This is a genomic window from Kitasatospora dryopteridis (genome assembly GCF_050749075.1).
In the GTDB taxonomy this organism is placed as follows: Bacteria; Actinomycetota; Actinomycetes; order Streptomycetales; family Streptomycetaceae; genus Kitasatospora.
Map to the genome: position 1 here is coordinate 576,932 of NZ_CP192749.1, position 26,433 is coordinate 603,364.

A 26,433-nucleotide genomic window follows, 5' to 3' on the forward strand; every position below is an offset into this window, starting at 1 on the left:
TCCCCCGGCTCAGCGTGAGGCGGTGGCGGGGAGCGGCCGCGCCGCGGGCCCGGGCCGCCACCGCCGGTGGACGGGGACGGCCTCGGCGCGCAGCAGCTCGAGGCGGGGCGGCACGCGGTCGCCGCGCGGGCCCGGGGGCTTGCGGCTGCCCGGCCGCCACGGCTCGGGCCACCTCGCGCCGGGGCCGGTGTAGCCCTGGTCGGCGGCGGCGTGCAGCGTCCACAGCGGGTCGTGCAGGTGGGCGCGGCCGACGGCGACGAGGTCGGCACGGCCGGCCATCAGGATCGAGTTGACGTCGTCGTGGGTGGAGACGGCGCCGACGGCGATGGTCGGGATACCGGTGACGTTGCGGACCAGGTCGGCGAACGGGGTCTGGTAGCTGCGGCCGTACGGCGGCTTCTGGTGCGCCACGACCTCGCCGGTGGACACGTCGACGGCGTCCGCTCCGGCGGCGGCCAGGGCCCGGCAGATCTCCACCACCTCGGCCTCGGTGGTGCCGCCCTCGGCCCACTCCGTCGCGGAGATCCGCACCACCAGCGGCTTGCCGGCGGGCCAGGCGGTGCGCACGGCGGACAGCACCTCGAGCGGGAGACGCAGCCGGCCCGCCAGGCTGCCGCCGTAGGCGTCGGTACGGCGGTTGGTGAGCGGGGAGAGGAAGCCGGAGACCAGGTGACCGTGACCGAACTGCAGCTCCAGCACGTCGAATCCGGCGTGGTCGGCCCGCGCGGCGGCCCCGGCGAAGTCCGCGGTGACGGCCGCCAGGTCGGCCGGGGTCGCCTCGTGCGGCACGGGGTACCCCTCGTCCCAGGCGAGTGGCGAGGCGGCCAGGATCGGCCAGCCGTCCCGGCCCAGCGGCAGGCCGATCCCGTTCGGGCCGGGGGTGGTGGTGGATCCGCGGCGTCCGGCGTGGGTGAGCTGGATGCCCAGCGGGGTGTCGGAGATCCGGCGGATCGCCTCGACGGTGCTCCGCCAGGCGGCCTCCTGCTCGTCCGTCCACAGGCCGGGGCAGCCGGCGGTGGCGCGCCCGTCGGGGCTCACGGCGGTCATACCGGCGAGGACCAGGCCGGCCCCGCCGAGGGCCTGCGCGGCCAGTTGGGCGTGCGGGAAGGCTCCCGGCATGCCGTCCACCGCGGTGAACGTCGCCAGCGGCGGCACCACGACCCGGTTGCGCAGGGTCAGTGCGCCGAGCCGCATCGGCCGGAACATCGGCGGCACTCCGGCGCTTTCGGGGTCGATGGCGTCGATGAAGGCGGCGTCGCGGGCGCGCAGGTTGTCGTAGGTGACGCGGCGGCTGCGGGTGAGCAGGTTGAAGGCGAACCGGTCCGGGTCCTGACCGGTGTAGCGGCCGACGGTCTCGAACCACTCCAGGCTGGCCTGCGCGGCGCGCTGCACGGACTCGACAGCGGGCCTGCGCTCGGCTTCGTAGGCGGCCAACGCCTCGGCGACGGTGGGGTGTTCGTGAAGGTTCGCGACCAGGGCGAGGGCGTCCTCCATGGCGAGCTTGGTGCCCGAGCCGATCGAGAAGTGCGCGGTGTGGGCGGCGTCGCCGAGCAGGACGACGTTGCCGTGGCTCCAGGAGGAGGTGCGCACGGTCGAGAAGGTGATCCACCTCGAGGCGTTGGGGATCAGCCGGTGGCCGTCGAGGTGGTCCGCGAGGATCTCCTCGCACAGCCGTACGGCGGCCTCGTCGCTCTCGCCCCGCGCGAACTCGCGGTCGGCGAGGGCCGCGAAGCCCGCCCGCCGCCAGGCGCCCTCCTCGATCTCCACGATGAAGGTGGAGCGCTTGTCGTCGTAGGGGTAGGCGTGGACCTGGAGGACACCGAAGTCGCATTCCTCCACGATGAAGGTGAACGCCTCGAAGACCAGGTCGGTGGAGAGCCAGATGTAGCGGCAGGTCCGCTCGTCCAGCTGCGCGCCGAAGCTCTCGGCGTGGGCCTCGCGGGTGGCCGAGCGGACGCCGTCGGCGGCGACCACCAGGTCGTACTCGGCGGAGAGCTGCCCGACGGGCGGGGCCGGCGTGCTGTAGCGCACGTCCACCCCCAGCTCGGCGCAGCGCTTCTGCAGGATCTCCCGCAGGCGGTTGCGGTCGAGTGCGGCGAAGCCGTGGCCGCCGGAAGTGCGGATCTCGCCGCCGTAGTGGATGTCGATGTCGCTCCACCGGGCGAACTCCGTCTCCATCGCGGCGAACACCTCGGGGTCGGCCTGGGCGATGCCGCCCAGCGTCTCGTCGGAGAACACCACGCCGAAACCGAACGCTGCGTCGCGAGGGTCCCGCTCCCAGACCGTGATCTCCCACTCGGGCGAGAGCTTCTTGGCCAGGACCGCCGTGTAGAGCCCGCCGGGCCCTCCCCCGATGACCGCTACGCGCATGACGTCCTCCAGTGGATCTGCGGCAGTGCTCCAAGTATTGCGGCATTTTTGCGATCGTCAATCAACAGCCACACATGGCGTCGCCCACGCACGGCCGGCCCGGGCACGTCACCCGGGCCCGGCGTGCACTCAGACGTAGGACTCGGACGCCTGCGGCCCGGCCTGGGACAGCAGTCGCCGTGCGCCGTCCGGCCAGGGCACGGTGCCCTTGGCGCCGGCTGCGGAGTGGACGACCGACATCCGCCCGGTGGCCGCGACGCCGTGCGGCCCGTGGATGTCGAAGGTGTAGTGCAGCGACGACGTCCCGACCTTCGCCACCCGGAACTCGACCTTCACCGGGTCGCCGAACCACAGCCGCTCGCGGTAGTCCGCCTCGAAGTGCACCCGGGGAATGCTGCCGAACAGTTCCGCGAGGCCCAGCCGCCTCAGCAGCACCGCCTCCGCCGCCTCGGCCCAGCGCTGGACGGAGGAGAAGTGGTAGTGCCCGGCCGCGTCCGTGTCCGACCACTCCACCCTGCGCTCGACCACCACACTGGGCAGACTCGCCTCCGGCACCGCCGAACCGGCCCGCGCCCAGCGCCGCAGCTCCGCCCGGCGGACCTTGCCGCTGGAGTTGCGGGGCAGCTCCGGCACGAACTCCACCGCCCGCGGGTACTTGTACGGCGCGATCACCCGTTTGACGAAGTCCTGCAGCTCCTTGACCGTCTCCGGCCCGGCGGGCACCCCCTCGCGCAGCACCACGAACGCCTTGACGACCGCTCCGCGCCGCTCGTCCGGCGCTCCGGCGACCGCGCAGTCCACCACGTCGGGGTGGCCGATCAGGGCCTGCTCGACCTCGGGGCCGGCGATGTTGTAGCCGGCGGAGACGATCATGTCGTCGCTGCGCGCCTGGTACCAGAAGTAGCCGTCCCGGTCGCGGATGTAGGTGTCGCCGGTGACGTTCCAGCCGCCCCGTACGTAGACCGCCTGCCGCTCGTCGTCCAGGTACCGGCAGCCGGTCGGCCCCTTCACCGCCAGCAGGCCCGGCTGCCCGTCGGGCACCGGATTGCCGTCCTGGTCGAGCACGGCGGCACGGTACCCCGGCACCGGCAGGCCGGTGGCACCCGGGCGGATGTCGCCGTCGGCCGCCGAGATGAACACGTGCAGCATCTCGGTCGCCCCGATGCCGTCGATCAGCCGGATGCCGGTGGCCTCGTGGAACGCCTTCCAGACCGCCACGGGCAACGACTCACCGGCGGACACGCAGCGGCGCACCCCCGACAGCCGGCCGGCGAGGCCCGCCGCGAGGATCGCCCGGTACGCCGTCGGCGCGGCGAACAGCACGGTGGCCCGGTGCTCCGCGACCTGCTCGGCCAGCTGCTGCGGGGTCGCCTGCTCCAGCAGCAGCGACGCGGCGCCCACCCGCAACGGGAAGACCACCAGGCCGCCGAGGCCGAAGGTGAACGCCAGCGGCGGCGTCCCCGCGAACAGGTCTTCCGGGCCCGGCCGCAGGATGTGCCGGGAGAAGGTGTCGGCGTTCGCCAGCACGTCCCGGTGGAAGTGCAGCGTGGCCTTGGGCCGACCGGTGGTGCCGGAGGTGAACGCGATCAGCGCGACGTCGTCGGCGGCCGTCTCCACCGCGGCGAACGCGCCCGCCTTGCCGTCGCAGCGCGCGACCAGGTCGTCCGGACCGCTGCCGCCGTAGGCGAGCGTCGTCAGACCCGGCGCCGCTGCGGCCGCGAGCTCCTCGAGCCAGCGGTGGTCGCACAGGGCGAGGACCGGCGCGCTGATCTCCTGCAGCGTGACCAGCTCCTGCGCCCGCAGCAGCGGCACGGTGGTCACCACCACACCGCCGGCCTTCAGAACGCCGAACCAACAGGCCACCAGCCACGGGTTGTTGGGGCCGCGCAGCAGCACCCGGTTGCCGGGCACCAGGCCCAGGTCCTCGGTCAGGACCTGGGCGACCTGGTCGGCCCTCCGCCGCAGCTCGCCGTACGTCCACTCCTCGGTCGGCGTGACCAGGCAGCGGCGGTCGGGCCCGAGCCGCTCGATCACCTCGTCGAGCAGGACCTGCGCGCAGTTCAGCCGTTCGGGGTAGGCCAACTCCGGCAGTTCGAAGATCAGTTCGGGCCACTGCTCGAACGGTGGGAGCCGGTCTCGACAGAACGTGTCCACATGGGCAGAGGGGGAGAGCTCCACGGGCGCACCTCATTCGGGTTCAGCAGGGAGTAGGACAAGTATTCCGCTGCCCTGACGACAGTCAAGAGAGCGGGATACATCGCCCCGTGCCGCACTCCCCCGCCCGCGCGGCCCCAGCGACGCTACTACCGATGAGCGGGAGGACGGCCGCGCCTCGCGGCAGGGGCCCGACCCATTGCCGGTGACACGTGTTGCCTCGATGGTGCCGAAGGGAGATCCACGCGCCACCCCATCCGTCGGGGGGCACCCCGCGACCTGGCAGACCGCACCGCGGTGGGCTACGGCCGATTTCCCATTGGTCGACGTACACTGACGGGCCATGGCATGCCGCATCAGTGAGCTGGTCATCGACTGCGCCGACCCCGAGCGGCTCGCCGCATTCTGGGGCGAGGTCCTCGGCTACGTCGAACTCGGTCGGGAGGACGACGGAAGCATCGAGATCGGGCCGGCCGACGCCGGCTTCGGCGGCCCGCAGCCCACACTCATCCTCAGCCCCAGCAGCGACCCGCGGGCCGGGAAACTCCGGCTGCACATCGACGTCAACGCCACCGACCGTGACCAGGACGCCGAGCTGGAGCGGCTGCTCGCTCTCGGCGCCAGGCCCGCCGACATCGGCCAGACCGGCACCGAGAGCTGGCACGTGCTGGCCGATCCGGAGGGCAACGAATTCTGCCTCCTGCGCGCCCGGCTCCAGCCCCCCTGACGACCTCCGCCGACGCCGACCGGTCACCGGGCGGGCGGAGCCGGCCGGGGCAGCGGGTTCGGCGGCCGCGGCCGGGTACGGGTCCTTGCCGGCGTCCGCGTGGGGCTCCGGACGGCTGCCAGGTTCACGATCATGAAGCTGAAGGGGGTTGTCTGCCTTGCGGCGGCCGCCGCCGTCGCACTCGCCGGCCTCGGCGTCCGGAGCGGGGCGGCGGCGGGGTTCCTGCCGGACAGCAGTTTGGGGCACTGGCGGTCGGAGGAGGTGGAGCACTGGTCCGTCCGCGTCCGGGTGAACAGCTGGGCCTACGCGGCCGAGGCCGACCTCCACTACGGCAAGGCGGCAGCGGTCACGCTCAAGGCCTACGGCGCGAACGACGGTTACACCGCCGACCTGGAACCCGTCCGGTTCACGCTCGGTCCGGACGGCACGATCACGGTCACGCGGCTCGCGCCGGACGTCGGCGGCTCCGGGGGTTCGTGAACAACGGCAGTGCCCGGCCCGCGGGCGGGGACGGGCGGCGGCGCATCACACGGACAGCCGTCGCCCGACACCGCGCCGGCGGGTTCCGCGGCGAGAACCGGTCCGGCCGGCGTGTCAGCTGCCGCAGGCGCAGCCGGCGGCGGCCTCGGCCTCCGCCGGCTGCCGGGCGGCGTCGACGGCCTGCTCGTCCGGGGTGCAGCAGTCGGTGGTGCCGCAGCAGGCGTCCGGGGTGTCGGCCGCCTTGTCGAGGGTGTCGGCGTCGGCCTTGACGACGTACACCTCCCAGGGCTCCTTGCCGGGGCCGTGCACCCAGACCTTGTCCTGCAGGGCGTAGCAGCAGGAGGTGTCGTTCTCCTCGAAGGTGGCGAGGCCGGCACCCTTGAGGCGAGCGGCGGCCGCGGCGACCTGGTCGGTGGAGGCGACCTCGACGCCGAGGTGGTCGAGGCGGGTGTCCTCGCCGCTGTCGCCCTCGATGAGGACGAGCTTGAGCGGGGGCTCGACGACGGCGAAGTTGGCGTAGCCGGGGCGGCGCTTGGCCGGCCCGGTGCCGAAGAGCTTGGAGTAGAAGGCGACGGAGCCTTCGAGGTCGGCGACGCGCAGGGCGAGCTGTACACGGGACATGGCGGTCTCCCCGTCCGAGGTCTTGCATCGACAGGTGTCGATGCAGTGAGCTTGCCTCTCAAATTCGACGCCTGTCAACATAGATGCGTGTCGAATTCAGAGCCGGTCGTCCTCGGGCGGGACGACGCCGCGGGCGTGCTGCTCACCGATGGTCCGCGAACCGCTGGACGAGGGAGTGGCCGTCGACCTGGCCAGGATGCTCAAGGCGCTCGCCGACCCGGTGCGGCTGCGGCTGCTCCGTCCACGTCCACCCCGACGCCCGCGGCCAGGGCATCGGCCTCGCCCTGCTCCGGGCCCTGCCCGCCTCCGCCCACGCCGCCGGCATCTGGACGGTGCAGTCCGGCATCTTCCCCGAGAACACCGCCGGCCTCGCCCTCCACGCCAAGGCCGGCTTCCGCACCGTCGGCACCCGCGAACGCCTCGGCCGCCACCACGGCCGCCGGCGCGGCGTCGTCCTCCTCGAGCGCCGCAGCCACGCCATCCACTGACGCAGGGTCCTGCGTCAGGTTCAGGCAGGCTCGGTGGCCGCCCGCGGTTTGCGGGCCACCACGAACGCCTGCGGGGTCTTCTCCGGGAAGGGCTCCTCGTCGTCGCGTTCCCGCTGCATCCGGGCGATCACCGGCAGTCCGGCGGCACCGAGCAGTTCGGACACCTGCTCGGGCCGACGGCGGTGGAACACCAGGTCGATCTCGTGGCCGAAGGCCTCGGTGCGGTGCGCCGGTGCATCGCCGACCTGGAACCCGGCCAACAGGTGGCCGCCGGGGGCGAGCACCCGGTGGAACTCGGCGAACGCCTCCGGCAGCCGCTCGTCCGGGACGTGGATCATGGAGTACCAGACCAGCAGACCGCTGAGGCCGCCGTCCGGCAGGTCGAGCGCGAGCATCGAACCCTCCTCGAACCGCAGCTCCGGATGGGCCTGCCGGGCCGCCGCCAGCATCCCCGGCGACAGGTCGATCCCGAACACCGGCAGCCCCAGCCCGGCAAGATGGGCCGTCACCCGCCCCGTCCCGCAGCCGACGTCGGCCACCGCTCCCGGCAGCCCGGACGCCTTCACCAGGTCGGCGAAACCGGCCAGCTGGGCCCGGTCCAGCGGCTTCGCCGCCAGCTCGGCACGGAAGTGGCCGGCGTAGTCCGCCGCCACGGTGTCGTACGAGTCGCGGGTGGCGCGCAGGAAGTCCGGTTCGGTCACGGCCGGGCAGCCTACCCGGATTGCCGGCCCGTCAGACCGGGCTGTTCCGACTCTGCACATCGAGATGGGGCCTCCACTTCGCCCCCCTCGAAGGCCAACGGGACGACACGGCGGCCAAGGGACAGGTCGCCCGGCGAGCAGGTCTTCGACGGACTGCTCAGCGTCCGCGGCGCATGCCCGTGCGCGGCGGCATGCACGGTCAGCGACGGGTCACCGGCGATCGTCACCATGTGTGCGCACCAGCCTTTCTGTGCCGCTTGCAGCCGTGCGGACTCGCATGGCGACCGTCCGAACCGTGTGAAAGCCTGGAAGTGGCCCTGGGAGGAAGTCCCATCCGCGGAACGGCAGATGGGCTTCACGACGGAGGTGAGCCCGGTGGCGAACACCGAACCGAAGGCCGCTCACGGAATGCTGGTGGTGGGCGAGAACACGGTCTACCTGTCCCACCTGCCCATGTTCATGCCCCCTCATCACTTTCAGGTCCTGCTCGAAGTCACCCTGAGCAACGGGGCGGGTGACGCACAGCAGGTCTATGCCGAAGACCGCCGGAGGACGGGCACCGACGTCTACACGCTGAACCCCGAGCCGTTCCGCATCTCCGATCTCGCAGGCGCGGGCGGAGGACCCCGGCTCACCTCGTTCACCGGGACGCTGTTCCGCGGCCATTTCGAGCGGGGCGGCACCGAGCTTCTCGACCCGGTGACGGTCCAGGTCCAGAACGTCGTCCACTTCCGGCAGTTCGAGCACCACGCAACCCGGCCCGGCGCCTTGACCTATCTGGTGTTCGGAAAGGGCGACGAGCTGTTCCTGTCGCATCTGATCACCGCTCCCCCGGACTTCGACCACGTCATCGCGGTCCAAAACGCCCGGGCCGCCTCGGGCGCCGTCGTCACCGACGACATCCTGCGAACCGGGCCGAGGCTCGAGATCGCCGGGAGGACCGACCGTCCGCAGGACCGGCTGCAGGAGAGCGACCAGGTGACGGGGAACGTCTTCGTCAACGGATCGGCCGGCCTCGATCTGCGGCTCGCAATGGGACAGGAGTTCTACCTCGAAGAGGGAGAGCTGGCCACCGGCGGCCATTCCCACTGATCCACGTCCCACAACTCCACGTCCCACGACTCCACGCCCCACGCCCCACGCCACCGCCGGCGGTCGTCCGCACCCGTCGGCGCCGATTCGCCTCGCCTGGAGCGGTCATGAATCTCGACGACGTCGTCCGCTGCGAGATCCATCCCACGGTCGGCATCGCACGGCTCGGCAACAGCCCCGACGGCTTCTTCGTCGGCCCCGAGACACCCGGCACCCCGCCACGGCCCGACGGCGGGTTCAAGGACACCGCCGGGCGGGTCAAACGCCAGGCCGCCCGGTTCCGCCTGTACGCCTACGACCAAGCTGGTGCCGTCCTGGGCGAGCTCACCTCGGCCGACGCGCAGATCAGTTGGACCGCGGAGCTGGCCAACGCCAAGGGGGAGTGGTTCAGGTTCGCCGGGCGGTTCCACGTGTCCACCGCGGACGCGGACCGCCGCAACCGGGAGATCGATCCCGCCGATCCCGCCGCCCGGGCGCGGCTGGTCGTCCGGCCCGGCCCGCGCAGCGTGACCGGGCCGTCCCAGGACGGCAGGGACGCCCGGTTCGACACGGGGACCTTCCTCGGCACCCCGGTGCCGCTGGGTGAACTGCGCACCGACGAGGACGGACGGCTGCTCGTCCTCGGCGGCTTCGGGAAGTCCGGCTCGGTCAGACCCGCCCATCCGATCAGCCATTTCGCCAACAACGACTTCTGGTTCGACGACATCTCCGACGGCCCGATCGGTGCGACCGTGCGGTTGGGCGGCCCCCAGGGTCGCCAGGTGCCGGTGGCCCCGGCCTGGTGCCTGGTCGCCCCGCCCGACTTCGCGCCCCACACGCCGAGCATGATCACCCTGTACGACGTCGCCCTCGAGGTCGCCCGCACATCGGGCGGGCTGCCCGTGCCGCCGGAGGTCTCCTTCACCCGCGACATCTACCCGATCCTCGCCCGACCGGTCGGCCTGGCCTGGGTCAACGAGGTCGCCCGCAGAAGGCACGGCGATCCCGCGCGGAACTTCCTCGCGCCCGGCCGCCTGGCCCAGCTGTCCTCGAACGCCGCCGCCGACGCCCCGCTCCGCCGAGCCGTCTTCCGCAGACTGCGCGCACCCGGGGGAACCGACATCGGCCAGGCGAACGCGGGGTTCATGCCCGTGCTCGCCGGCGACGACGGCGATCTGCAGGACGACCGGCCGCGGACCTGGCTGGCGTTGCTGCCCGGGCAGTACGAGCGGATGCGGCGCTGGGCCGCCGGAGACTTCCTGGCCGACTGGGCCGGTGTGCCCGTACCGGTCCCGTTCGGGGCTCTCGCCCCGGCGGACCAGCCGCACGCCCTGGTACGGGCCGCACTGGAGGCGGCCAACGGCGGCGGATTCTTCCCGGGCATCGAGATGACGTACATCGCCGACGAACCGGCGACCTGGGCCGCCCCCTTCCGGTTGCGCGAGGACCTGGTTGCCGGGGACGTCACGAAGTACATGGCCGTCCCCTGGCAGGCCGACTTCTACCTGTGCAACACCCATTGGTGGCCGGCCGCCCGACCCGACGAGGTGCTGCCCGAGCCGGAGCACGACGCACTGATCCAGGTCTCGGCCGAGGCGTTCCGGGAGTGGGACCGCGGTGTCGCCGACGGAGCCGGGCCACTCAAGGGCATGAACGAGATGGCCGCCCGGTGGAGCACTCTGGGGTTCGTCGTGGCCCGGCCCGGCCCTGACGGCGGCGAGATCCTGGTCGAGACGGAGCGGAGCTCCCTCGGGCCCGCGTAGGGCGGGCCGGTGCGGGAGTGATGCGGTGAACGACAGCGGCTCGATCGGCGGCGCGAGGGTCCGGCGTTGCGACGTTCTCGTCGCCGGGAGCGGCCCCGCGGGGTGCGCCGCCGCGCTGGCTCTCGCCCAGGCCGGGGCGGAGGTCCTTCTCGTCGCCCCGGAGGGCTCACCCGGCTGGCGCGTCGGAGAAAGCCTTGCGCCCACCGCCCGCCCGCTGCTCGAACGGCTGGGGGTGCTCGACCGTCTCGCCGGCCGCCACGCGTCCTGCGACGGCAACCTGGCCGCCTGGGGCACCGACACGCTCGCCGCGGTGGACCACCGTCTCGGACCGTACGGCGAGGGCTGGCACCTGGACCGGGCCCGGTTCGACGCCGCGCTTCTGACGGCGGCCCAGGACTGCGGCGCCGAGCGGTACGCCCGGCGCGTCCGGGACGCCCGGTGGGAGAAGGACCACTGGCAGGTCGTCACCGCCGAGGGCGACGTGCTGCGGGCCGGCTGCCTGGTCGACGCCACGGGCCGGGCGGCCCGGCTGGCCCGCCGGATCGGCGCGACACCGACCCGCCACGACCGTCTGATCGCGGTCGCCGGGTTGCTCGGCCCGAGGAACGGAGCGGGCGAGCCGGAGCGGACCTCGCTGGTGCAGTCCACGCGCTGGGGCTGGTGGTACACCGCCCCGCTGCCCGACGGCGGGCGGGTCGTCATGGCGCTCACCGACGCCGACCTCGTCCCCGGCCTGCACCTGCTCGATCCGGTGGTGTGGTGGAACCGGGCGAAGCAGGCCGGCCACCTCTGGGACCGTGTCGCCCGCCACCAGGGCCCACCCCCTCGCCTGCGGGTGCTGGCCGCCGGCTCCGCGTGCACCACTCCCGCGGCCGGCGCCCCGGGCTGGGCGGCGGTCGGTGACGCCGCCACCGCCACCGACCCTCTGGCCGCCCGCGGCATCCTCACCGCCATGGCCACCGGCCTCGCCGCGGCACGGGCGATCCTGGCCGACCGGGCCGGCGACCCCGACGCGCTGGCGGCCTACGCCCGGCGCATCGCGGCCGTCCACGCCGAGTACCTGCGCGTGCAGGCCGCGGTGTACGGACGCGAAACGCGCTGGGACACCGTCTTCTGGCGCCGTCGGCACCAGGGCGCCGGCCGTACGGCCGACCGGCGGCCAGCGGCCACGGACCGGTGATCACTGGCCAGTCGGGGCGCAGAGTGGCCTCCGTCAGCGGCCGCCGATGCCGACGCCGATGCCGATGCCGACGAGGTCGCGGTCGCGGTCGCGGTCGATGGTTCCGAGGTACGGGCGAGGCACCGCTCCGGCCGGAGGCCTGCCGGGCCGGGCGTCCCTGCCCTGCACCGCCGCGCCTTACCCCGCCGCGCCTTACCCCGCCGCGCCTTACCCCGCCGCGCCCTGCACCGCCGCCGCGTCCCGGGGCGGCGTGGGCCGTGTGCCCGGGGCGGCCTGCTCGGGCCGCGCCGCCGGGGCGCCCCGAAGGGCCTCGGCGGCCTCGGCGGCGGTGAAGGAGGAGGCGAAGGTGAAGGCGCGCGGCGAGGGTCCGTGCGCCTGCAGGTCCGCCAGCCGTTCCAGGGACTCGCCGACGGTCGGACGGTGGCCGGCGGGAACCCACCAGAGCACCAGGTGCGCCTCGACGTGCCGTTCGAACCATTCGCGCCGCCGCCGCATCACCTCCAGGTGCCCGCTGCGGTAGGTGAAGTCCCAGAGGGCTTCCTGGGTCTGCCACACCGACAGGTTGACGATGACGTCCTCGCCCGCCGGGCGCAGGCCGGTGGCGTCGTCGGCCCCCTCCGCCACGAGCCGCCAGACGAAGCCGGGCGCGGCGTCCGCGGCGGCGTTGACCGAATCGAGCATCCCGACGAACGGCGCCGTGCGCGGGTCGTCCAAGGGATGGCGGAGTGTGGCGACGTTGAGCTGGGCGAGGTGGGCGGCGTGCGCGGACGGGCTCATGGCCTCATCTCAGCACGGCGCCGTTTTCTATGTCAATCAGTATTGTTTTTAGAAGCCTCGACCACTACACAGCACTCCCCCGGCCTGGCGTCCATCCGGGCGCGGACCGGACCGCCCGCCCCGAGCAGCCCCTCCAGCAACGCGAGGTTCATGCCGCACACGAGCGGCGGGAAGCGCTCCGCAACCGCGTGGAAGGGGCAGTTGAGCATCCGGACGACGGGCGCGGCCGCGCCGGCCGCAACCTCGACACCCTCGGCGCCCCTGTCGCGCTCCGCGCCCTCCAGTCGCGGTTCGTAGCCACGGGCCGCCAGCATCTCCATCGCCTCGTCGAGGCTGCCGCAGGGCGCCGCCGAGCCGCGGAGGGCCTCCCCCCGGCGACGCGCGGCCGCGCAGAGTCCGGCGTCCAGCCCCGCCTGCTCCGCGGCCTCGGCGAGAAGTTCGGCGGCGGTGCGGTAGTCCCGGGCGGGCAGCGACACCGACCGCTCGGCCCGCGCTCGCGTGTACACCTTGGCGGGACGGCCCGCCCCCGGCCCCGAACGGCCCGTCAGGCGGCGGCTGCCGGTCTCCAGCAGCCCCGCCTCGGCCAGCTTGTCCAAATGATGCGCCGCGAGCGTACGCGCCACCCCCGCCGCCTCCGCCGCCTCGTTGCGGCCGACCTCGCGGCCCTGCGCCGCCACGTACTCGTACAGGCGGCGTCGCACCGGATCCTGCAGCACCGCGATCGCGTCGATGTCCTTCACCCGGCCATTCTAGGAACAATGCAGATCGGAGATAGAAGGGCCGGGCCGCCGGGTCGGCCGGTCGGGCCCCGGGGGTTCCAGGAACCGGACGACGACGAACGAAAGCCCGGAACCATGGACGACCGGCTACCGGCCCTCAGGACGACATGCTGCGGGCCGGCAACCGGTCGGCCCGGCCGGAGGCCAACGGCCGCAACGAGGTCAGCCGGCGCAGGCCGGCGCGCCGCTGGACCAGGCCGAGGCCGGCCGCCGCCGCCCCCAGGGCGATCCAGCCGAACGGGCCGGCGGTCATCATCACCCCGGTCAGCAGCAGCGGTCCCACCGACTTCTGCACCGACCGGGCCATCCCGGCGACCCCAGGTAGGAGGCCCCGGCCCGCGGCGGCGCCGGGCTGACGGCCAGCTCCCAGGCCAGGATCAGTGCGCGGTGGGCGCTGGCGGTGCCCACCGCCGGCCCGAGGGCTGCGAGGCCTGCGCCGAGCGCGTAGCCGGCGTCGGCCACGGTGCGGAACAGTGCCTGGTAGACGCCTCTGCGCTCGCCCGCGACCCGGGTGGCGAAGAGCATCTCCAGCGTCTTGGCCGCCCGCTCGCCCCGGCAGGTGAGGGCCACCGCGACCAGCAGGACGGCGAACTCGTCCACTACCAGCAGCAGGGCCATGGTCCCGATGCGCAGCAGGTGGCAGGCGACCAGCAGACCGCGGAGAGGCGCGCGCTTCGGCGGGTGCGTGTGGGGCTCGTCCTCGAATGAGTACGTGTACTCAGGTGTACCTGACGGCCCGTGGTGTGAGCTGTCGTCATGACTTCGACAACACCGGCCTCGCAATCCCCTCGGCGCAGCGGTCACTGGGCGGGTGATCTCCTCATGGCCATCGCCGGACTCGTGGTGGCAGCCGCGTTCCTGGGCAACGTGCTGCTGGCCGTGGCCGTCAAGGGGTGGGCCGGGCAGCACGAGGGTGCGATGCCGGGCACCGGCAAGGAGGCCGTCCTGGCCGGTGGGGTGGCGATCGCTGCCGGTGCGGTCGCCCACTGGCTGCGCCGGCAGGCGCCGATCACTGCCACCGTCCAGGGCTTCGTCGCGGTTGCGGCGGGCCTGCTCGCGCTGGTACTCGCCTTCGCCGGCACGCACCAGGAGCGGCCCGCACCCGCCCCGACGAAGACCACCGAGCAGATCCGGCCCGGCTACGGCCCCTGCCGCAGCGGTGGCACCAACGACGAATGCATCAACTCCGGCGGCTGACCGTGCCGGCGTCCGAGGCGCCGCCTCGGACCGAGGCGGGCTCCGGCCTCCGCGCCCGTGACCGCGCCCACCACCACGTACCGGCACCGACCAGCAGTGCCGTTCCCAGCGCGTACGCCGGCAGCCAGCGCGTCGTGGTCGCCGCCAGGCAGTCGTCGACGGCCTCGCGGCTCTGCTCCTGCTGTGCGTGGGCCAGCGCGCCGGCGTCACGAGCGGCCAGGCCCCCCAGCGCGGCCTCCGTCCGCAGACTCTCGTACCGGCCCGACTGCGCACACCCCTGCCGCGTCCCCGGCATGGGGAAGAGCCAGTCCCAGCGCTGCAGTGCAGGAGCGATCGCCAGCGCCACACACAGACCCACCACCAGCGAATAGGCCGCCAGACTCCACCCGTAGGCGGCCTGTCGGCCCGGCGCCCGCTGCGCCACGCGGCCGAAGGAGAGGACCACCACGAGCAGCGTCACACCGAGGTAGGTGGAGAACCACTGCCACGAACCCTGCGCGAACGAGAACGCCAGCACCACGCCGAGCGCGGTCCCCAGTACGCCCGCATCGCCCACCGACCGCCGACCGCCCGCGGCACCGCCACCCGCAGCCCCACCGCCCGGGGAACCGTCACCGTCGTGCCCGCTCACACGCGCTCTCCCGCCTGCCTCCGGGAGATCAGCGTCCTACGACCGCACGCCGCTCCCCCGGACACCGCAGCACGACACCCCGACCCCCACCCGCCCGGCCCAGCCACCCGCCGCCCCGGCCCGTGTTCGCGGCTACCCGGGCTGCTCCGCCGTGACGAGGTAGTAGTCGAGGATGTGCCGCTCGTAGGCGTGCAGGAAGTTCCGCGGCCACGTCCCCGGAGCCCACCGACGGCCGAGCCACAGGTCCCACCCGGGCCAGACGTGCTTCCCGATCGATTCGGCGCGGACCCCGGTCAGCCCTGCCGCGGTCATCGCGTCCGTGAGCGCCTGCACCGGACGGGCGATGTCCAGGCCGTTCGCGAAGGTCTCCAGGAGTCCGGCGAGCTCCCCGGGCCGGCCGGGCGCGTCGTCCACGGTGAAGAAGCCGGCGAGCGCCACCCGGCCGCCCGGCCGCAGGACCCGCGACGTCTCCGCCGCGAAGGCGGTGAGGTCCGGGAAGTGCTGGGCCGCCTCCACACTGATGACGGCATCGAACCCGTCGTCGTCCAGCGGCATGCACTCGGCGGCCCCTCGGACGAACCGCAGCCGCCCCGGCTCCTCCCGGAGCAGACCGGCATGCGCAGCACGCGCCCGCTGCAACTGGTCGGGATGGATGTCCATGCCGGTGACCGCGGCACGGCCGCACTCCCGCAGGGCCAGTGCACATCCCATGCCGAGCCCGCAGCCCACCTCCAGGACCTGCGGCTCCTCCGGCAGTCCGGCGGCCTCCAGGACACGCCGGTAGAGATCCTCCTGACTGCGGACCCGGTCCGCCTCGTCGAGCGGAAGCCCCAGGTCGATCGCCCGCCAGTAGCCGAAGTTGATGAACCCTCCGGCAAAGACCGGATCCCGGCTCAGATCGGCCGGCCCGTACGTCTCGCGCACCTGGGGCCGCATCGCCGGGCCTGCCTGCCGACTGCCGTCTGCCACTGTGCCGCACCTGCCCGGAGAGTGATGGTCGTCCTGTGCACGGCTCCTCGCGGCCGTACCGCCGCCGCCGTGAAAGTCGCACGACCTGGCAAACGCCGCGCACGGCCGTCGGTAACGGCCCGGCCGGGCGAAATCCCCATGTTACGACGGCGGGCGGCCCGGTGCTGCCACCTGCAGCCAAGAAGCCCGGTCCACAACGGCCGCTCGGTACGGTCGCGTCGGCGGGCGAGAACCCTCGTCCGAGGGGCGCGCAGAAAGGTCGTCAGTGCCGCCGCAATCACACGATCCATCGCCGAACCGCAGCAGAACCGGCTCCAGGGCGCAGGAGGACCAGGAGTTCCTGGCAGCGCTCATCCGGGCGACCGACTGGCCCGGGAAGCAGTACGAGCGGCTGTTCAAGAAGCTCCCGTTGCCCGGACGCATCGCCATGCTCCTCGCGACAGCGGCTGCGTTGTACTGGCTCGTCGAGTCCGGTGCGTGGATCTCGCTGCTCGTCCTGGGCGGCGCCGCCTTCGTCGTCGTGGTGATCGTCCACGAGACCAGGATGGAGCGCAGGTATCCGCAAGCCCCGCGAGGCGCCGGCAGGCGTCGTGACCACCAGGACAGACCGCGGCGCAAGCCGGCCAAGGACGACTGGTGGGACGACATGATGGCCGAGCGCCAGCGCGAAGAGGAACCGCGGAGTTTCTAGACGTCCCCACCGAATCGAGGCGTCAGGCTCGGCGGCAGATCGTCAGCCCGACGGCGTTCCAGGCCGCGTCGAACAGAACGACCGGTCTCAGGCCGATGCGGCCTTCGACCACACAGGCCTGTCGTAGTCGTCGACGGCACCGTCGTTTCCGGCCGACCCCGACCGTGCATCCACCGCGACCGCGCAAGCTGCACACCAGGACATCTCCACCAGCCGCCCGCCAGGGGCTTGAGCCGATCTTGTACGCTTCGCCACCGACGGACGCAACATGGGGGGCGCGCATGAACGGCCGAGGTGTCCGCACGATCAGAACAGCCGCGCTCGGGGCGGCGCTTGTCCTCGCCTTCGCCTGCGCCTGCTCCCCGGTGGGCGACGACGCAACAGAGACTTCCACGGCGGCCACCGCAGGTTCCGCTCAGGCGCTCTGCGACGCGCTCCTCACCGTGCAGGACGTCCCCGCCGGTTTCCGGAGCCGGGCTACCGGCGCCCCGTGCGACTTCGAGGACCCCGGTACCCGGGACATCCTCCAGTCGGCCGCCTTCGACGGACGCGAGGACACGGAGGAGATCAACGAGGAACTGGAGCGCCCGGGCACGGAGGCCGACGCCGTCTCCCGCTACCCCGCGTGGGTCGCCAACCTCAGCGAGCACGGCCACCGGGTGTACGAGCAGAACGCCGCCCCGTTCCGCGACCTCGGGGACAACGTCCGGCACTTCCTCGTCCACGACACCACGCACGGGGCCGACGTGTACTTCAACCAGCTGTACATCCGCCGCGGCCGGCTCCTGGTCTTTCTGAACGTCACGAGCCTCGGCACCTTCTCGCCCGCCGACCTGCACCGCTTGGCGTCGAAGGCACTGGACCGGACCACGGCCCTCACGTAGCACCGGGGGCGCCGAGGTACACGCACCACCAGCCAGTACGATCATCGCCACATCGAGTGCTGGTAAGGGAGCGGGCATGTTCGCGGCATTGCGGAACCGGGCACAGCGGCGGGACCTCGAACTCTCCAACCGGTTGTACGACGAAGGCGGCCGGCTCTGGGAGCAGGAGCGGTGGGCCGAAGCCGAAAGCACGTTCCGGCAGGCCATCGAGCTGTGCACCCGGCGGTTCGGGGCGGAGGACGGGTGGACGCTCGTCATCCGCACCGGCCGGGCGGCCGTCCTGCGGCATCTCGACCGCGACGACGAGGCCCTGGCCGAGCTGCAGGAGCTGCTGGCGCGCTGCCCGGCCGTCCTGGGCGAGGCCCATGCTGCCACCGCAGAGGTGCGGATCGAGCTCGCCAACATGCTGATCGCCCGGGGCCGGCCCGCGGAGGCCGAGGGGCTCCTGGCGGCCGTGCTGCGTCATCGGTCGGCCCCGGACTTGAGCGCCCTGGCCGCCGGGGACGCCGGCCTGCGGGCGCACGCCGCCCAGGGCCGGCACCGCGAAGCCGTCGACGGGTCCCGGGTGCTGCAGGAAGAGACCGCCCGGGTCTACGGCGCGAACGACATCCGCACGCTGAAGGTCGCCTCCGAACGCGTCCAGAACCTGGTCTACCTCGGTGAGTACGAGCAGGTCGAACGCGAGTGCCGCGATCTGATCGAGCGGCATGGCACGCCCAGCCTGCTCTGGCTGTCCGTCATGAACGCCCTCGTCTTTGCACTCAACGGGCTCGGGCGCCACGACGAGGCGGAGGACACCGCACGCCGCGCACTGGGGCGGCAGCGGGAGGTCACGCAGTCCAGTAGCAATATGCGGATCGCCCTGAGCCTCGGGCTGGCCCGTAGCCTCAGCGGCGGCGGCCGCCACGAGGAGGCCCTGCAGATCGCCACCCGGGCCGAGGCGGAGTTCCGGGAGGACCCCAGCCACCCCGTCGCCCTCGCGGCACCGGTTGCCACCGTCACCGCGCAGGCCCTGCTCGGCCTCGGACGAGCCGACGAAGCCGAAGCCGCGAGCCGGAGGGCCGTCGAGCTCGCCGAACCGCTCGGCCCCACCCACCACAGCACCCTGGAAGCCGCCACCACCCTCGGCACGGCACTCGCCGCCCAGCACCGTCACACCGAGGCCCGCGACCACCTCACCCGCTGCACCACCGCCTGGCGCGAACACTTCGGCCCCGAGCACCCACGCACCCGTGCCGCCGAATCCGCACTCACCGCCCTCCTGCCCGCCTGACCGGTTCCTTCCGGGATGCGGGCCAGGTCGGTCGAGCCTGGCAGTCCTTCAGGAGCCGGCTCGGGGTCCCGCGGAGCAGGGAGTCTCCCTCTGCAAGGTCACGATCGACGGCTGGAGCACTGCACGGTGATTCCAGCGGCGCGGGCCAGTACCTCGGCGGTCCGCGACCCCGCCTCGACGGCGTGGTCGGCGGTGCTGGGCAGGCAGCGGTCGTGCTCGGGGACGAACTCGGTCATGATGACGCCGGCGTGATCGGTCGCAACCTCTTCGAGCGACACCGGCCGGCCCTGTTCCTCGAGGGCCGTGCGCAGCTCGCGTGAACGTTCGACGCCCACCACCGGATCGGCGGTGCCGTGCACCAGCCACACCGGTACGGGCGGCACCGGGCTGCCGCCCAGGCGGAGGTCGTCGATCGGGACGGTGCCGGTGGTCGGTGCCGCCGATCCGTATGCACCGGCGATTCCAACGACGGCCTGCGGCCTCCAGTTGCCGAATGCGGCCGGATTCAGGGCGACGCCCACCGCGGCCTTGCCGCCCAGCGACCAGCCGGCGAGTGCGATCCGCTCGGGATCCCCGCCGAAGTCGGCCACGTTCTGCCGTACGAAGGCGGCCGACTCCAACAGGTGCGCCCGCCCGCCGTCCGGAGCGTCGGGACGCCAGTCCGGCACCAGGACGATGACGCCCAGCTCCGCCGCAGCGCGGGCGACCGGCGCGAGGACGTCCCGTTCGTCGGGGCCCCGGCCGTGCCAGAGCAGCACCGCGGGCACAGCCTCCGACGCATCCGCAGGCCGGTAGACGTCCATGAGCTTGCCGCCGGCCCCGTACTCGAGCCCCGTCCTGACGACAACCTCCGTGGCCATCGCGACACCCCCGACTCGTAACACCACGACCGGTGTCACGCTACCAACACGCGTCGGCCGACCCGACTACAGGTCGACCGGCAGCAAGCGGCGGCTGACTCAGGAACGGAACGGGTCGCGTGACCGCAGACCTCGTCCCCCCGCGACCCGGCGGGCAGGCGTTCCGGCCTCCAGCGCCCGGACCGGTCCGAGCAGCAACAGTGCCGAGGGTGGAACGGCCCGCTCCCTGTCGATGACCGATCGGCGGCCCCGTGGATCCGCGCGGTCGTCCACGAGCTCAACCGGACGGCGTGACCGAGGACCACACGCCGAACCACTGCTCGGCACCGTACTCCTCGAACCGCTCCACCTCGGTGAACCCCAGCTTCGCCGCGACGCGCATCGAGCGGTCGTTGGCGGTCTGGGTGCAGAGCACCACCGGCTCGCCGGGAAGCGCCTCGGCGAACCAGCCGAGCGCCGCCGCGCACGCCTCGGCGGCGTACCCGCATCCCCACGCCTCCGGCAGGAACATGTAGCCGAGTTCGGTCTCCCCGGCATCCGGACGGACGTGGCCGGGCCGCTCCGCGTCGCGCCGGTCGAGCGTGACGATGCCGATCATCGCTCCGTCCAGATCGACCACGAAAAGGCCGGGGCGCCGCCTGGGCACCTCGGGCACCGCACGCTCGAACTCATCACGCGGTCGGGGACCACCGATGTAGGTGCCGACCTCGGGCGAGGTGAACAACTCTATGACCGCCGCACGGTCCCGGGCCTCGGGCCCGCGCAGCACGAGCCGATCGGTCCGTATCGGGGCAGGCGGCCAGGCGTCGTGTCCGAGTTCAGTCATGACAGGCAACCTAGCTCACGCCCGCCGGGCAGGAGCCTCGGACGACCGTCGGCGGCAGCGGCGGAAGCAGGTGAAGACCGCCGCGATGCCGACGAAGGCGAGGAAGTACTCGGCCTCGCGTTCGTAGCGGCGGTGCAGCCGGTGGCAGCCGGCGAGCCAGGACATCGTGCGCTCGACGACCCGGCGGTGGCGACCCGAGCACTCGGCCGGCCGGGGACCGGGCCGGCCGAGGCAAGGGCGTGGGACCCTGATGGCATGTCGTCCGCCCCTGTCCCTGCGGAGCCGATCACGCCCGATCCGGTGCGCGAGGTGCCGAAGACGCTGCTCACCCAGTCCTGGCTCGACCTGTCGTTCCTGCACTGGGCGGCCGACCCCGCGGACGTTGCGCCGCTGCTGCCGGCCGGGACGGTGCCGGACACGCACGACGGGCTCACCTACGTGGGCCTGGTGGCGTTCCGGATGTACCGGGTGGGCTGGTTCAACCTGCCGGGCATCCCGTACCTCGGCACCTTTCCGGAGACCAACGTGCGGCTCTACTCGGTGGACCGGCACGGACGGCGTGGCGTGGTGTTCCGCTCGCTGGAGGCCTCGCGGCTGCTGCCGGTGGCCATCGCCCGCAGCGTGTTCCGGCTGCCGTACGTGTGGGCCGGGATGGCGATCCGGCGCGACCCGGACAGCATCAGCTACACCAGCAGCCGGCGCTGGCCCGGACCGCGTGGAGCGCGCAGCCGGATCGCGGTCCGCATCGGCGAGCGGATCGAGCACCCGACCGCCCTCGAACACTTTCTGACCGCCCGCTGGGGCATGCACAACGCCTTCTTCGGACGGACGGTGTACCTGCCCAACGCCCACCCGCGCTGGCCGCTGCACCGAGCGGAACTCCTCCACTGCGAGGACGAGTTGGTGACCGCAGCCGGGCTGCCGACGCCCACCGGGCCGCCGGTGAGCGTGCTCTACTCCCCCGGCGTGCCGGTCCGCTTCGGCCGCCCCGCCCGCCCCGGCACCCCGGAAAACGGCGGGTGACAGTGCATCATCCCGGCCGAACCTCTGCGGTTCCTCAAGTTCCTTGCTGTACACGGACATGACCCGCACGATGATCGGTATGACTGGATTCCTGGGAGTGAACACCAAGCACAACGTGGTCCTGCTCATCCGGGACGCGGACTCTATCGCGGCGGCCCTGGATCAGGCGCTCGCCGAGGCCTCGCCCGAGGATCGCCCGGGCCTGGAACGAGCCGCCGCGCTCGTCGAGTCCACCGCCTCCGCCACTGAGAGCCAGGTCCGCGCCCGCTGGGTCCGCGCCCGGCTGGCCGCCGCCGGTTTCACGGGGGCCATCGACTCGGTCGCTGCGGTGAGGGCGCTGCGCCAGGCGGAGCCCAAGCTGAGTCTGCTGGCCGCAGTACAACTGCAGAAGGACGCCGTAGCGGAACCCGAGTGACCGGCGGACCCGGCATTCACCCGCACAAGCCCGAGCCACCCGCCGAGCCGGCCCGATTGCCCCCAGCGGCCGACGCCGTTGCCGCGGGCGCGGACCTCCCGGGCCCCTACTCGGGAGTCGTCTCGGTCGCCGCGGCGGACCCCTGCTCCTGGGCCGCCTCGACCGAACCTGTGCCGGGCGCCGGCGGTCCTGGGGTCTCGGCCGCCCCCGCACCGCCCGTGTCACCCACGGCCCGACGGCGGCGCAGCGCCAGTGTCCCGCCCGCCACGGACGCGGCCAGCGCCACCAGCGCTCCCAGCATCCACGGCAGCGCGGAGCTGCCGTTCGCCGCCGGCGTGGCCGTCAGTGGCACCACGGCCGGCGAGTCCGCCAGCGGCGGCGTCGGGCTCGGCGACGGCGTCCAGGTCGTCTGCGGTGACGGCGAGGAGGCGGTCGAGGGCGAGGACGGCAGTGAGCCGGACGGCACCGGGAACGGCGACTTCGCGGTCGGGACGGGTTCCGGCGTGCCGGTCGCCGTCGCCCGCGGGCTCGGCCTGCCGGTCGTGCTGCCGCCGGACGCCGGGGCCGTCGCCCGGGCGGGGGTGCCGCCGGTGAACTCGTAGCTCACATGGCCCATCCTGGTGCCGGTGACCATCCCGCACGGCCCTTCCATGAAGGCGTACGCGCCGAGCTCGTAGATCCCGTTCGGGCTGCCGACGGGCACCGACAGGTTCTCGTGCAGCACGTGGACCCCGCGCGACAGCCCGCCGAACTCCACGCGGTTGGAGATCCAGGTGCCGAGGTCCCCGGACCGGGTGGCCGGCCTCCAGGTGAGCGAGAAGCGGTGCGACGGGCCGCCGTCCACGCTCAGCGACACGGACGGCGCCCGCCCGGGCGTGTACCCGCCCTGCTGCCGCACCGGGATCACCATCACTTCGAAAGCGCTGGTGCCCTGGTCCGGAGCGTCGAGGTGCAGTTTGTTGTCGATGGTCAGCGAGCCGCCCATGCGCACCTGGGGAACCCCGCCGAACACGCCGTCGATCCGGTAGGTGCCGGGTGTCCCCGTCGTACAGCCGTCCGCGTGCGCCACTCCGGCACCCGTCGCGGAACAGAGGGATATCGCAAGGGCCAAGGTCAGGCCGCGTCTCGTCATGGCCCCGCATCCTAGGGAGTGCCAGCCCACCACCCTCACAGTGGGCCCGCACCACCGGGCGCCCGCCCCGTGCCGTCGACCGGTGCATAACGAATTCACCTTCATTCGCCGGCGATTCGTCCTGTTTCACGATGATCGCCCGGCAACAACTCGGTCGGCGGCATATGAGCGACCGCTAGGGTGCCGCGCATGCTTCTCGCCATCGACACCCATTCAACGGCCTACCTGCAAGGACGGGTTTTCGGCCTGGCCGTCGTCCTGGCCGTCGGCGTCATTCTCGTCTGGGTGTTCACCCGAAAGTGGCGCAATCCGGTTGCCCGGATGCCGGAGGACCTGCCCCGGGTCACCGCGCTGCGGAAGAAGCGCCAGGCTCTGCTGGCTCTGGCCATGGTCCTGGTCTGCGCCCTCTACGCAACAAAGTTCGTCCTGGATCTGCGAAATGAAGACCCGTACGGTGCGGCCGCTGAAACCGGGCCGACCAACCGGACCGTCGACGCGCCCGACGCCGTCGCGGGCTATCACCTCATCACCGATGAAGCCGCGGCCCGGTTCGCCGCGGAGAAGAGCAGTGCGACTTCCGAACGCTTCTGGCTCTACTCGACGACTCCGGGCGGAACGCAGCCCAGCGTCATGTTCACCGCATCGACAGCCGCATGGGATCCGAGGGGCGCCGCCGAGAGATCCGAGCACTCCCTGGAATGGCTCCTCGTCAACTTCTTCGCCGGCGCCAAGGTCGAGGACGCGCAGGACGTCGACCCCGGGCCACTCGGCGGGCTGATGCGCTGCGGCCACATCAAGAGCGGCAACCTCGTCATCTGCCGCTGGCAGGACGCCAGCACCGGCGGCACCGTGGCGACCTCCGACACCACTGACATCCGACAGGCGTCGACTCTCGCCCTCCAGTTCCGCAACGCCGCCGAGCACTGAGCATTCTCAGCGAAACAACCTTCGCAAGGCCGGTGGGCCGCGGGGCCGGTGCGGGCCGGGCGCCCGGGGAGCACCACCCGCGCCACGGCACCGTGACCGGTCACAACCTGCACGACCCACCGGACGGCACTCGCCGACTCTCACCGGTGCCCCACAGGTCGCGCTCGCCGATGGTGACGCCGAGGGTGGCGGTGCCGCTGTAGGGGTCGAGGTCGCGGTAGTCGGCCGTGCCGATCACCCGGCCGTCGGTGAGCCGCTCGATCGTCAGGACGGCTGCCTCGCGCGGTACGAGGCGCAGCATGGTGGCGAAGGCGATGTCGACGGCTTCGGCGGTGACGGGTCCGAAGCAGGGGTCGTCGGCCGCGGACCAGCGGACGAGGGAGCCTTGGAGCATGGGTGTTCCTGTCTGTGGTGCGATTCGGTGCGGGTGCGGGGGAACCTCACCGCTGCTGGTGGGCGGCGTCGAGGAAGTCGGTGAGCAGCCGGTGGAGTCCGTCGGGCTGTTCGAGGTGCACGTCGTGGCCGGTGCCGGGCAGGCTGGTGGCGGTGGTGTGGGGGCGGCGGGTGAGCATCTCGGTGATCTCGTCGGCGGGGATGATGCCGTGCTGCCCGAGGACGAGCAGGGTCGGGCAGGTGATCCGTTCCCACTCCTCCCAGCTGGAACGGGTGTGGGCGCTGATGGTGGCGACCATGACGTCGCGGTCGAACTGCGGCCACCAGCCGCCGTCGCGCTCCTCCAGCCCACCGGCCCAGCCCTCGCCCACCGCGCCCCCGCCCAGGAAGGCGACGGCGGTCGGGCGGTCGGGGAACGGCAGCGGCCAGCTGTCGAGCCAGCCGCCGATCATCGCGGGCAGGCCGGGGTCGGGGGCGCCGGGACCGGCCTCGACCAGGACGAGGCCGGCGATGCGCTCGGGCCGGGCGGCGGTGGCGAGCAGGGCGGTGTGGCCGCCGAGCGACTGGCCGACCAGCACCGGCCGGTCGAGGCCGAACGCATCGGCGACCGCCAGGACGTCGGCAACGTGGGCGGCGCGCGAGACGTCCTTTGGCCGGCGCTCGGAGTGCCCGTGGCCCCGCAGGTCGACGGCGACCACGCGGTGACGCCTGCTCAGCCGGGCGGCCACCGCGTCCCACTCGCCGCAGTGCCCGGCCAGCCCGTGCAGGAGGAGGACCGCGGGCCCGTCGCCTCCCCAGTCGCGGCAGTGCAGGCGCATCCCCTCTCGGGGCACGGTGTGCGACGTCCAGGTCATGTTGCGATTGCTCCGTCTGCAGAGGCGGTTCGGTCGGTGGGTATCGGTCGGTGTCGGTGGGCGGGCGGATGGCCGTGGGGAGGGCGCAGGATCCGGCCCCGACGTGCCGAGTCCCTGGTCCTGACGTACCGGAGCACGGCCCGGGAGCTGCCGCCCCCGTCGATGCACCGTCAGCCTACGGTCCGTCAGGAGGCCCCGGGCGTCGATCCGCTGCCTCTCACGCGTCAGCGGGCTGGAGTGGCCGGGGCGCCGGTGCGTCCGGGAACGGATGGACGGCGGCCGCCGGGGCTGGGAGGCGAAGAGTCGTAGTGGGTGGTGCCGGGAAGCACGGCGAGTTGTCCGGCCGGACGGGCCGCGCCGTCCCGGCCTGCGTCGCGGAGGCCCCGCCGGGAAGTGCGAAGAACTCCACGCCGCGTCGGCGGGTTTGTGAGGACGTGTCAGCGTGCGGCGAGGTGGTGCTCGATGCCGTCCAGGAGGCGTTGGAGGCCGAACTCGAAGGCGGCGTCGGTCGGTTCGTCGAAGGCGCCGTGTTCCCAGATCCGGTGGAGGTGGGGGAAGCGTTCGCGGGTGACGAGCCGGGTGAGGTGGGGGGTGGCCTGGGCCCACCACTGCTCGTAGTCGACGCCGCTCTGCCGGGTGTCGGCCTGCTGGTCCGCGAGGGCCTGGCAGACGCCGCGGACGTAGGCGTCGACGCTGGTGGCGATCCGTACGCATTCGCGGGGGTCGAGGCCGAGCGGTTCGAGGATGCCGTAGAGCGCGTCGGACCGCGCGGTGGTGTGGGGGCCCATGAGCAGGAGTCCGGGCGCGGAGGCGGCGGTGGTCCACGGGTGGCGCGCGGCCAGGTCGCGGGCGTCACGGGCGTACTGCTCCAGGGCGGGGCGCCAGGCGGCGTCCTCGGGCAGTGGCGGGAGGGTGCGGGTGACGCGGTCGAGCATGAGGTGGAGGAGTTCGGCGCGCCCGGGGACGTAGGTGTAGAGCGACATGGTCCCGGAGCCGAGCCGTTCGGCGACCCGCCGCATGGACAGGTTCTCCAGGCCGTCGGTGTCGGCCACGGCGATCCCGGCCTCGATGATCTGCTCCAGGGTGTGCTTCGGCTTCGGCCCGCGGTTGGGCGGCGCGCCGGTGCCCCACAGCAGCTCCAGGGTCCGCCCCGGATCCGTCCGCTTCTTGTCGCCCATCAGGTCCGACCCCCTTATCTCCGTACAGCCTACTGAATGGTGCCGCACCGGGTCGCGCCCCACTCGGAG

At 73.0% G+C, this 26,433-nt stretch carries 28 protein-coding genes and 3 pseudogenes; 13 read left to right on the forward strand and 18 right to left on the reverse strand.

Annotation, left to right across the window (positions count from 1 at the left end; genetic code table 11):
- Window positions 1–9: 9 nt before the first annotated feature.
- The 3 genes and pseudogenes from ACQ614_RS02475 to ACQ614_RS02485 form a co-directional block, all read right to left on the reverse strand.
- The gene (locus ACQ614_RS02475) at window positions 10–2,370 is read right to left on the reverse strand and encodes an FAD-dependent monooxygenase (protein WP_431676482.1); all 2,361 of its coding nucleotides are present in this window, start codon (window positions 2,368–2,370) and stop codon (window positions 10–12) included.
- 129 nt (window positions 2,371–2,499) lie between these two features.
- Window positions 2,500–2,925, reverse strand: coding sequence for an acyl-CoA thioesterase (locus ACQ614_RS02480; RefSeq protein ID WP_431683807.1), 426 nt, complete (start codon window positions 2,923–2,925; stop codon window positions 2,500–2,502).
- A pseudogene (locus ACQ614_RS02485) lies at window positions 2,926–4,548 on the reverse strand (AMP-binding protein); the annotation flags it as partial.
- A gap of 319 nt (window positions 4,549–4,867) precedes the next feature.
- Between ACQ614_RS02485 and ACQ614_RS02490 the strand changes: the two are divergent.
- Window positions 4,868–5,251 (forward strand): VOC family protein, encoded by a 384-nt coding sequence (locus tag ACQ614_RS02490; RefSeq protein ID WP_431676483.1) that lies wholly within the window; start codon window positions 4,868–4,870, stop codon window positions 5,249–5,251.
- 132 nt (window positions 5,252–5,383) lie between these two features.
- Window positions 5,384–5,731, forward strand: a complete 348-nt coding sequence (locus ACQ614_RS02495; RefSeq protein ID WP_431676484.1) for a hypothetical protein — start codon at window positions 5,384–5,386, stop codon at window positions 5,729–5,731.
- Between the two features lie 114 nt (window positions 5,732–5,845).
- On the opposite strand, the gene ACQ614_RS02500 is transcribed toward ACQ614_RS02495, so the two are convergent.
- Window positions 5,846–6,352 (reverse strand): ArsI/CadI family heavy metal resistance metalloenzyme, encoded by a 507-nt coding sequence (locus ACQ614_RS02500; protein ID WP_431676485.1) that lies wholly within the window; start codon window positions 6,350–6,352, stop codon window positions 5,846–5,848.
- A gap of 236 nt (window positions 6,353–6,588) precedes the next feature.
- Here ACQ614_RS02500 and ACQ614_RS02505 point away from each other — a divergent pair.
- Window positions 6,589–6,840 (forward strand): annotated as a pseudogene (locus ACQ614_RS02505) (N-acetyltransferase family protein); the annotation flags it as partial.
- A gap of 20 nt (window positions 6,841–6,860) precedes the next feature.
- Here the strand turns inward: ACQ614_RS02505 and ACQ614_RS02510 are convergent.
- On the reverse strand, window positions 6,861–7,541 hold the full coding sequence (locus ACQ614_RS02510) for a class I SAM-dependent methyltransferase (RefSeq protein WP_431676486.1): 681 nt from the start codon (window positions 7,539–7,541) through the stop codon (window positions 6,861–6,863).
- Between the two features lie 375 nt (window positions 7,542–7,916).
- On the opposite strand from ACQ614_RS02510, the gene ACQ614_RS02515 reads away from it, so the two are divergent.
- The 3 genes from ACQ614_RS02515 to ACQ614_RS02525 all read left to right on the forward strand — a co-directional run bounded on the left by ACQ614_RS02515 (window position 7,917) and on the right by ACQ614_RS02525 (window position 11,555).
- On the forward strand, window positions 7,917–8,633 hold the full coding sequence (locus tag ACQ614_RS02515) for a hypothetical protein (RefSeq protein ID WP_431676487.1): 717 nt from the start codon (window positions 7,917–7,919) through the stop codon (window positions 8,631–8,633).
- Window positions 8,634–8,740: 107 nt separating this feature from the next.
- On the forward strand, window positions 8,741–10,375 hold the full coding sequence (locus ACQ614_RS02520) for a LodA/GoxA family CTQ-dependent oxidase (RefSeq protein WP_431676488.1): 1,635 nt from the start codon (window positions 8,741–8,743) through the stop codon (window positions 10,373–10,375).
- Window positions 10,376–10,400: 25 nt separating this feature from the next.
- A complete protein-coding gene (locus ACQ614_RS02525) occupies window positions 10,401–11,555 on the forward strand; it encodes an NAD(P)/FAD-dependent oxidoreductase (RefSeq protein ID WP_431676489.1) in 1,155 nt (384 codons plus the stop codon).
- A 207-nt stretch (window positions 11,556–11,762) separates the two neighbouring features.
- On the opposite strand, the gene ACQ614_RS02530 is transcribed toward ACQ614_RS02525, so the two are convergent.
- The 4 genes from ACQ614_RS02530 to ACQ614_RS02545 all read right to left on the reverse strand — a co-directional run bounded on the left by ACQ614_RS02530 (window position 11,763) and on the right by ACQ614_RS02545 (window position 13,729).
- Window positions 11,763–12,332 (reverse strand): DUF3291 domain-containing protein, encoded by a 570-nt coding sequence (locus tag ACQ614_RS02530; RefSeq protein WP_431676490.1) that lies wholly within the window; start codon window positions 12,330–12,332, stop codon window positions 11,763–11,765.
- Between the two features lie 32 nt (window positions 12,333–12,364).
- On the reverse strand, window positions 12,365–13,072 hold the full coding sequence (locus ACQ614_RS02535; protein WP_431676491.1) for a helix-turn-helix transcriptional regulator: 708 nt from the start codon (window positions 13,070–13,072) through the stop codon (window positions 12,365–12,367).
- A gap of 136 nt (window positions 13,073–13,208) precedes the next feature.
- Window positions 13,209–13,394 carry a hypothetical protein gene (locus tag ACQ614_RS02540; protein WP_431676492.1) on the reverse strand — a complete coding sequence of 62 codons (186 nt, stop codon included), beginning with the start codon at window positions 13,392–13,394 and terminating at the stop codon, window positions 13,209–13,211.
- Window positions 13,376–13,729 (reverse strand): hypothetical protein, encoded by a 354-nt coding sequence (locus ACQ614_RS02545; protein WP_431676493.1) that lies wholly within the window; start codon window positions 13,727–13,729, stop codon window positions 13,376–13,378. Before ACQ614_RS02545 ends, ACQ614_RS02540 begins: the two co-directional genes overlap by 19 nt.
- A gap of 138 nt (window positions 13,730–13,867) precedes the next feature.
- Between ACQ614_RS02545 and ACQ614_RS02550 the strand changes: the two genes are divergently transcribed.
- Complete coding sequence (locus ACQ614_RS02550) at window positions 13,868–14,308, forward strand: DUF6234 family protein (RefSeq protein WP_431676494.1); 441 nt, start codon at window positions 13,868–13,870, stop codon at window positions 14,306–14,308.
- Here ACQ614_RS02550 and ACQ614_RS02555 read toward each other — a convergent pair.
- The gene (locus ACQ614_RS02555) at window positions 14,292–14,864 is read right to left on the reverse strand and encodes a hypothetical protein (protein ID WP_431676495.1); all 573 of its coding nucleotides are present in this window, start codon (window positions 14,862–14,864) and stop codon (window positions 14,292–14,294) included. The two genes, ACQ614_RS02550 and ACQ614_RS02555, sit on opposite strands and share 17 nt — an antisense overlap.
- Window positions 14,865–15,071: 207 nt before the next feature.
- On the reverse strand, window positions 15,072–15,908 hold the full coding sequence (locus ACQ614_RS02560; RefSeq protein ID WP_431676496.1) for a class I SAM-dependent methyltransferase: 837 nt from the start codon (window positions 15,906–15,908) through the stop codon (window positions 15,072–15,074).
- 265 nt (window positions 15,909–16,173) lie between these two features.
- Between ACQ614_RS02560 and ACQ614_RS02565 the strand changes: the two genes are divergently transcribed.
- The 3 genes from ACQ614_RS02565 to ACQ614_RS02575 all read left to right on the forward strand — a co-directional run bounded on the left by ACQ614_RS02565 (window position 16,174) and on the right by ACQ614_RS02575 (window position 18,756).
- Window positions 16,174–16,599, forward strand: coding sequence for a hypothetical protein (locus ACQ614_RS02565; RefSeq protein ID WP_431676497.1), 426 nt, complete (start codon window positions 16,174–16,176; stop codon window positions 16,597–16,599).
- A 281-nt stretch (window positions 16,600–16,880) separates the two neighbouring features.
- On the forward strand, window positions 16,881–17,483 hold the full coding sequence (locus tag ACQ614_RS02570; RefSeq protein ID WP_431676498.1) for a hypothetical protein: 603 nt from the start codon (window positions 16,881–16,883) through the stop codon (window positions 17,481–17,483).
- A 76-nt stretch (window positions 17,484–17,559) separates the two neighbouring features.
- Complete coding sequence (locus ACQ614_RS02575) at window positions 17,560–18,756, forward strand: tetratricopeptide repeat protein (protein ID WP_431676499.1); 1,197 nt, start codon at window positions 17,560–17,562, stop codon at window positions 18,754–18,756.
- A 98-nt stretch (window positions 18,757–18,854) separates the two neighbouring features.
- Here the strand turns inward: ACQ614_RS02575 and ACQ614_RS02580 are convergent, their stop codons facing one another.
- The 3 genes and pseudogenes from ACQ614_RS02580 to ACQ614_RS02590 all read right to left on the reverse strand — a co-directional run.
- Window positions 18,855–19,616 carry an alpha/beta hydrolase gene (locus tag ACQ614_RS02580; protein WP_431676500.1) on the reverse strand — a complete coding sequence of 254 codons (762 nt, stop codon included), beginning with the start codon at window positions 19,614–19,616 and terminating at the stop codon, window positions 18,855–18,857.
- A 277-nt stretch (window positions 19,617–19,893) separates the two neighbouring features.
- Window positions 19,894–20,442, reverse strand: coding sequence for a GNAT family N-acetyltransferase (locus tag ACQ614_RS02585; RefSeq protein WP_431676501.1), 549 nt, complete (start codon window positions 20,440–20,442; stop codon window positions 19,894–19,896).
- A gap of 15 nt (window positions 20,443–20,457) precedes the next feature.
- Window positions 20,458–20,673: pseudogene (locus tag ACQ614_RS02590) on the reverse strand (hypothetical protein); the annotation flags it as partial.
- Window positions 20,674–20,697: 24 nt separating this feature from the next.
- Between ACQ614_RS02590 and ACQ614_RS02595 the strand changes: the two are divergent.
- A complete protein-coding gene (locus ACQ614_RS02595) occupies window positions 20,698–21,465 on the forward strand; it encodes a YqjF family protein (RefSeq protein ID WP_431676502.1) in 768 nt (255 codons plus the stop codon).
- Window positions 21,466–21,544: 79 nt separating this feature from the next.
- Window positions 21,545–21,880 carry a hypothetical protein gene (locus ACQ614_RS02600; protein ID WP_431676503.1) on the forward strand — a complete coding sequence of 112 codons (336 nt, stop codon included), beginning with the start codon at window positions 21,545–21,547 and terminating at the stop codon, window positions 21,878–21,880.
- Window positions 21,881–21,986: 106 nt separating this feature from the next.
- Here the strand turns inward: ACQ614_RS02600 and ACQ614_RS02605 are convergent, their stop codons facing one another.
- Window positions 21,987–23,012 carry a hypothetical protein gene (locus ACQ614_RS02605; RefSeq protein ID WP_431676504.1) on the reverse strand — a complete coding sequence of 342 codons (1,026 nt, stop codon included), beginning with the start codon at window positions 23,010–23,012 and terminating at the stop codon, window positions 21,987–21,989.
- Window positions 23,013–23,201: 189 nt separating this feature from the next.
- Between ACQ614_RS02605 and ACQ614_RS02610 the strand changes: the two genes are divergently transcribed.
- On the forward strand, window positions 23,202–23,939 hold the full coding sequence (locus ACQ614_RS02610; protein ID WP_431676505.1) for a hypothetical protein: 738 nt from the start codon (window positions 23,202–23,204) through the stop codon (window positions 23,937–23,939).
- A gap of 100 nt (window positions 23,940–24,039) precedes the next feature.
- Here ACQ614_RS02610 and ACQ614_RS02615 read toward each other — a convergent pair whose 3' ends face one another.
- The 3 genes from ACQ614_RS02615 to ACQ614_RS02625 all read right to left on the reverse strand — a co-directional run bounded on the left by ACQ614_RS02615 (window position 24,040) and on the right by ACQ614_RS02625 (window position 26,364).
- A complete protein-coding gene (locus ACQ614_RS02615; RefSeq protein WP_431676506.1) occupies window positions 24,040–24,333 on the reverse strand; it encodes a GNAT family N-acetyltransferase in 294 nt (97 codons plus the stop codon).
- Between the two features lie 46 nt (window positions 24,334–24,379).
- Complete coding sequence (locus ACQ614_RS02620; RefSeq protein ID WP_431676507.1) at window positions 24,380–25,186, reverse strand: alpha/beta fold hydrolase; 807 nt, start codon at window positions 25,184–25,186, stop codon at window positions 24,380–24,382.
- Between the two features lie 437 nt (window positions 25,187–25,623).
- Window positions 25,624–26,364 carry a TetR/AcrR family transcriptional regulator gene (locus ACQ614_RS02625; RefSeq protein ID WP_431676508.1) on the reverse strand — a complete coding sequence of 247 codons (741 nt, stop codon included), beginning with the start codon at window positions 26,362–26,364 and terminating at the stop codon, window positions 25,624–25,626.
- Window positions 26,365–26,433: the final 69 nt, after the last annotated feature.